This window comes from Cellvibrio fibrivorans (assembly GCF_031457055.1).
Classification (GTDB): Bacteria; Pseudomonadota; Gammaproteobacteria; order Pseudomonadales; family Cellvibrionaceae; genus Cellvibrio; species Cellvibrio fibrivorans.
Window position 1 is genome coordinate 1 of the sequence record NZ_JAVDVX010000016.1, and the last position, 4510, is coordinate 4510.

5 protein-coding genes and 4 tRNA genes are annotated in these 4510 nt (G+C 47.8%); all 9 read left to right on the plus strand.

Annotated elements, in window-relative coordinates; genetic code table 11:
* Positions 1-237 precede the first annotated feature (237 nt).
* Positions 238-1341 (plus strand): alanine racemase, encoded by a 1104-nt coding sequence (gene alr / locus J2X05_RS20965; RefSeq protein ID WP_310076372.1) that lies wholly within the window; start codon positions 238-240, stop codon positions 1339-1341.
* A complete protein-coding gene (gene birA, locus J2X05_RS20970; protein WP_310076374.1) occupies positions 1334-2335 on the plus strand; it encodes a bifunctional biotin--[acetyl-CoA-carboxylase] ligase/biotin operon repressor BirA in 1002 nt (333 codons plus the stop codon). The genes alr and birA overlap by 8 nt, the downstream gene beginning before the upstream one ends.
* Positions 2325-3080 (plus strand): type III pantothenate kinase, encoded by a 756-nt coding sequence (locus tag J2X05_RS20975; protein WP_310076377.1) that lies wholly within the window; start codon positions 2325-2327, stop codon positions 3078-3080. Before birA ends, J2X05_RS20975 begins: the two co-directional genes overlap by 11 nt.
* Before the next feature lie 3 nt (positions 3081-3083).
* Entirely contained in the window at positions 3084-3794 is a 711-nt protein-coding gene (locus J2X05_RS20980) for an SPOR domain-containing protein (RefSeq protein ID WP_310076379.1), read from the plus strand.
* A gap of 45 nt (positions 3795-3839) precedes the next feature.
* Positions 3840-3915 (plus strand) — tRNA-Thr (locus J2X05_RS20985).
* 93 nt (positions 3916-4008) lie between these two features.
* Positions 4009-4092: transfer RNA gene (locus tag J2X05_RS20990), tRNA-Tyr, on the plus strand.
* 68 nt (positions 4093-4160) lie between these two features.
* Positions 4161-4234: transfer RNA gene (locus tag J2X05_RS20995), tRNA-Gly, on the plus strand.
* Between the two features lie 17 nt (positions 4235-4251).
* Positions 4252-4327: transfer RNA gene (locus J2X05_RS21000), tRNA-Thr, on the plus strand.
* 76 nt (positions 4328-4403) lie between these two features.
* Positions 4404-4510: GTP-binding protein (locus tag J2X05_RS21005; protein ID WP_310076382.1), on the plus strand; the 107-nt coding region annotated here is incomplete at its 3' end.

A 4510-nucleotide genomic window follows, 5' to 3' on the forward strand; every position in this document is an offset into this window, starting at 1 on the left:
CGCCGATGGTAGTGTGGGGTCTCCCCATGTGAGAGTAGGTCATCGTCAAGCTTCTAATACTAAAAACGCCCTCAGGTAACTGCAGGGCGTTTTTTATTTTGTATTTCTGCATTTGATACATATTTTTTCCTTGTTTTATCCTGGATTGAGACGGGCGGTAAAAACGGTGGATTTTGTGGCGGCGCTCTGCTTAGATGCGGTCTCTCTTAGCCACCTAATCGACAAGGTTTTAATTCTGTGCTGACTATTGATCTTGCTGCTATTCAGTCTAATTGGCTCAAGTTGCAATCCATTGGCACAGGTGCCAAAGTTGCAGGTGTTATCAAGGCAAACGCCTATGGCTTGGGGGCGGATCAAGTTGGTAATGCGCTTTATACGGTCGGCTGCCGAGAGTTTTTTTTTGCTTCAATAGATGAGGCGCTTGCTGCTAGAGGTTTTTTGCCCCCTGATACGATTATTTATGTCTTGGGCGGTATTCGGGCTGGAGATGAGTCTCTGCTAATTGAGTCAAATCTAATCCCTGTTCTTTGTTCGCTCTCCGCAGTTAATCGCTGGGCCAAAGCAAATACCAATTTTGGCTCTAATGCTTCATCTGCAATAAAAATAAATACAGGAATGACTCGCTTCGGGCTTGATGTGCGCGAGTTTGAATTATTGTGCAGCGATAAAACTTTGCTGCTTGCAACCCACCCTGTGTTGCTGATGAGTCACCTTGCCTGTGCTGATGAGCGCGACCATCCACTTAACCTACATCAGTTAAATCTTTTTTCAAATTGTGCCCAGCTGATGCTCCCCCTTTTACCCAATCTTCGTTTTAGTCTTGCAAATTCATCAGGTATTTTTTTGGGGGATAAATGGCATTTTGATTTGCTGCGCCCAGGTGCAGCGCTTTATGGCATTAATCCCGTGCCAAATACTCCCAATCCTATGTTGCCGGTTGTGCATCTTTCGCTGCCGATTGTCCAGGTGCGGAAACTTGAGGCTGAGGCGGCGATAGGCTACTGCAGTAGCGTCGCTTTACCTGAAGGCGCTTTTGTAGCGGTTGTTGCTGGAGGTTATGCTGATGGCTTACATCGTACTGTAGGGCTGCAAGCTGAGGGATATTTAAATGGGCAGTTGGTAAAAACTGTTGGTCGTATGTCGATGGACTCCACAATGTTTGATATTTCCGCGCTCGGCGTGTTGGGGGATCAATTGCTAGGACAGTCGATAGAGGTAATTAATTCTTCGCTTTCGCTGGAGTATTTGAGTAAAAAAAATAACTCCTTGGGCTATGAAATTTTAACCAGTCTTGGCGCGCGATACCAGCGTGAGTATCTGGCAGGCGCTTATCATGTCTGAAGCGAATACTTTGGAGGCAGGTTCCCTGCGGCAGATACTGGTGTTACTTGCGGATGGAGAATTTCATTCAGGAGAAGAGCTTGGGCTCTTGTTGGGGGTAAGTCGCGCTGCTGTCTGGAAGCATTTGCAAAAATTGGAAGGTTTGGGGATCAAGCTGCTTTCCATTAAAGGTCGTGGCTATTGTATTGATGGCGGCCTGGATTTACTCGATCTTGAAAAGATAGGGGCGCAGATACATTCATCCTTGCCGATTAAGTTGAATCTATTTCCCCAAATAGATTCAACCAACGCCTATCTTATGCGTCACGCCGATCCTGCCTTGCAGGTTTGTTTGGCGGAGTCGCAAAGTGCGGGCCGCGGACGGCGGGGGCGCGTATGGGTGAGTCCGTTTGCGCAAAACATTTATTGTTCTATTGGCTGGGGATTTGAGGGCGGTGTTGCTGCACTTGAAGGCTTGAGTTTGGCTGTAGGTTTGGTGATTGTGCGCACACTGCAGCGCTATGGTGTTGCTGGTCTGCAATTGAAATGGCCCAACGATGTGCTTTATCAGGATCACAAACTTGCTGGCGTATTAATTGAAATGACTGGCGATCCTGCTGGTTACTGTCAGGTGGTTATAGGCGTGGGTATCAATGTCGCTATGGACGATGATTCGGCTCACGTAATAACGCAGTCTTGGATAGATTTGCGCACTATTGTTGAGCAGCAGGGGCTCCCCTGTGTGTCGCGCAATCAATTGGTTGCGGCTTTAATTGATGAGTTGCTATTGGTGCTCAATGGTTATGAGCAGACGGGTTTTGCCGATTATTGTGTCGAGTGGCAATCATTTAATGCGCATGCAGGTCAAATGGTGGAGTTGCGCAACGGTAATAATGTCTGTAATGGGATCTGTGTTGGCGTTAATGAAGTTGGCGCGCTGGTGTTGGAAACGGCGATCGGGAGGGAAATTTTCCATGGCGGCGAAATATCCTTGAGGCGTGTATATGATTCTTGAAATAGATATGGGTAATACGCGCCTGAAGTGGCGCATCCTTGATCAACGTTTGGTGCTGGTTCAAGGTGCAATAGGTATTGAGGCTCCGCTGGATCTATTGTTAGATGAAATCGAGCCTTACCGCACCGCGATAAACTCAGTAGTTGTCGCAAGTGTAGTGGGTGGCTTGCTGGAGCAAAAACTTGCCGATTGGTCTATGGAATATTTGAAATTGCCCCTCGTCTTTGTGCGCAGCGACGCTGCTTGCGGAGCTGTGCGTAACGGCTATCGTGAGCCTCAAATGTTGGGTGTAGATCGTTGGTTGGGGATAGTGGCTGCTTATAGGCTCGCAGCCAGTGCATGCATTGTGGTTTCGTGCGGCACTGCTATTACTGTGGATTTGGTGGCACAAGATGGTAAGCATCTGGGTGGGTTCATAGCACCGGGGTTAAATCTTATGCTAGATTCGCTCACCTCCAGAACTCGCCAGATAAAATTGAATGATATGGCTCCTGTGCTGAGCTTGTCGCCTGCTTTGGCAACATCTGACGCAGTTTACTCTGCCTGCGCGGCCATGTTGACGGGGCTAATTGATAACGGGGTGAAGCAATTGCATATGCTCGATCACAATGCCGGGTTCCAAATGATATTTACAGGAGGTGACGCGGCTAAGTTGTTGCCTTTTTATCCGCAAGCACGGGTGGTTCCGGATTTGGTATTGGACGGACTTGCTTGTGTTTTGGATTATCCCCAAGGGTTGGAGTAAAGAATGCGGGCAATTTTTATTTTGTTATTGGCAGCAAATCTCGTCTTTTTTGGCTATCAATACCTCTTCGTTGCCAAAAACGAAGCTGCTCCTGATGCGAAAGTGAAGACGGAGGTTTCTGCTGGAGGTGGGTTGCAGCTATTGGCTGAGCAAGAAGATGTTTCAAAGTTGCAGGCAAGGGTAAGGTCAGAAGTGAAAATGGAGTCGCCCGCTGCCAGCAGCGAAAAACCGGATGCTGAGTTTTGCACCATGATTGGCCCCTATGGCCAGCTGCTACAGGCCGAATATGCGGTGGAGCGCTTGGTTGCTTTAGGGGCTGTTGCGCACATCACACCAGTTGAAATAAAAGAGGGTGAATCCTACTGGGTTTACTTGAAACCGGAAGTGTCTGAAAAAGAAGCGCTGCGCCGTTTATACGAGCTGCAGAAGAAAAATATAGAGAGTCACGTAATTACCAAGGGGGAGCTAACAAATGGCATTTCATTTGGGCGTTTTGCAGATTATGCCGAAGCGGAAGCGCGCTCTGCGGAGATCAAAAAGCAAGGTTATGAAGTAGATATAAAGATGTTGCCAAAAATGATTCAAGAGACGTGGGTTGTAATTGATGCGGGTTTTGCTGAAAAAATAGACGAAAGCGTATGGGCTGACTTATTAACTAAAGAATCCACCTTGGAAAAGAGACAAAATTTCTGTTTAGGTGTTGCTTCCCAGTAAATGTTTCACTAGAATTCTGCCTCCACAAACAGCCGTGGTCAAAAAGCTGGCGTAGCTCAGTAGGTAGAGCAGCTGACTTGTAATCAGCCGGTCGGGGGTTCGATTCCTCTCGCCAGCTCCAATTTTGATTGTTGTTGTGTTGTAACTCTGTGAATTTGTTAAAAAAATAGATTGACAGTCAGTAATGTGGGCCGGAAAATGCCGGCGGTTTTCGGCAGGGGTTCCCGAGTGGCCAAAGGGATCAGACTGTAAATCTGACGCGTAAGCTTCGATGGTTCGAATCCATCCCCCTGCACCATATTTATCTCATGCCAAGGTGTGAGAGCAGGTTAAAGCCTGTGAGCTAGTGGCCAATATCTGATTTAAGCGGGTATGGTTCAATGGTAGAACCTCAGCCTTCCAAGCTGATGGCGCGGGTTCGATTCCCGCTACCCGCTCCAAATTTTGTGATGTTTTGGCTCATATAGCTCAGTTGGTAGAGCACACCCTTGGTAAGGGTGAGGTCAGCAGTTCGAATCTGCTTATGAGCTCCATATATGCTGCGAGGGATAGTCTCTCGCAGCTTTTTTATCTGTGTAATTGTTATCTACGTCTGAGGAGGCGCTCGCAATGGCGAAGGAAAAGTTTGAACGTAACAAACCCCACCTTAATGTGGGCACCATTGGTCACGTTGACCACGGTAAAACCACACTGACCGCCGCGTTGACCCGCGTGTG